The organism is Methylophaga sp. UBA1464, assembly GCF_002325665.1.
Lineage (GTDB): Bacteria > Pseudomonadota > Gammaproteobacteria > Nitrosococcales > Methylophagaceae > Methylophaga.
Genome location: NZ_DCSO01000093.1, coordinates 310 through 1,025, shown reverse-complemented (window position 1 = coordinate 1,025; position 716 = coordinate 310). Strand labels below are relative to the sequence as shown.

Sequence of the window (716 nt, the reverse complement as noted above, 5' to 3'; positions counted from 1 at the left end):
GGCGTGAATGCGGCCTTTCTGAATTCCAGCTTATCGGCTGCTGAAGCCAATGCTGTTGAGTCTGCGCTTGAGGCCGGTGAAATCGATTTGTTGTATATGGCACCTGAGCGTTTGTTAAATCAACGCACGCTGACGATGTTGTCACGCATACAGGTGTCACTGTTTGCCATTGATGAAGCGCATTGTGTGTCGCAATGGGGCCATGATTTTCGCCCGGAATATCAGCAACTGCGCATGTTGCATGAACGCTTTCCGGATATCCCGCGTATTGCGCTGACCGCCACGGCGGATAAACGTACTCGCGTTGAAATCATCGAACAGCTCAATCTGCATGACGCCAATGTCTATCTGAACAGTTTTGACCGGAGCAATATTTTTTATGCCATTGCCGAAGCCAATCAGGCTAAACAACAGCTTTGGCAGTTTATTGAAACCCAGCATGCCAACGATGCCGGGATTGTTTATTGCCTGTCTCGTAAAAAGGTCGATGCGATTGCCGAGTGGCTGACCGATCAGGGTCGCATCGCTTTGCCCTATCACGCCGGTTTAACCTCACAAATGCGGGCAAATCATCAACAACGTTTTTTACGCGAAGAAGGCGTGATTATCGTCGCCACTATTGCCTTTGGTATGGGCATTGATAAACCCGATGTGCGTTTTGTGGCGCATTTAAATCTGCCCAAAAATATCGAAGCCTATTATCAGGAAACCGGCCG

1 protein-coding gene is annotated in these 716 nt (G+C 49.0%); it reads left to right on the top strand.

Annotation, left to right across the window (positions count from 1 at the left end):
• On the top strand, nucleotides 1-716 hold a 716-nt coding region (locus tag B3O33_RS12530), incomplete at both ends, for a RecQ family ATP-dependent DNA helicase (protein WP_292363747.1).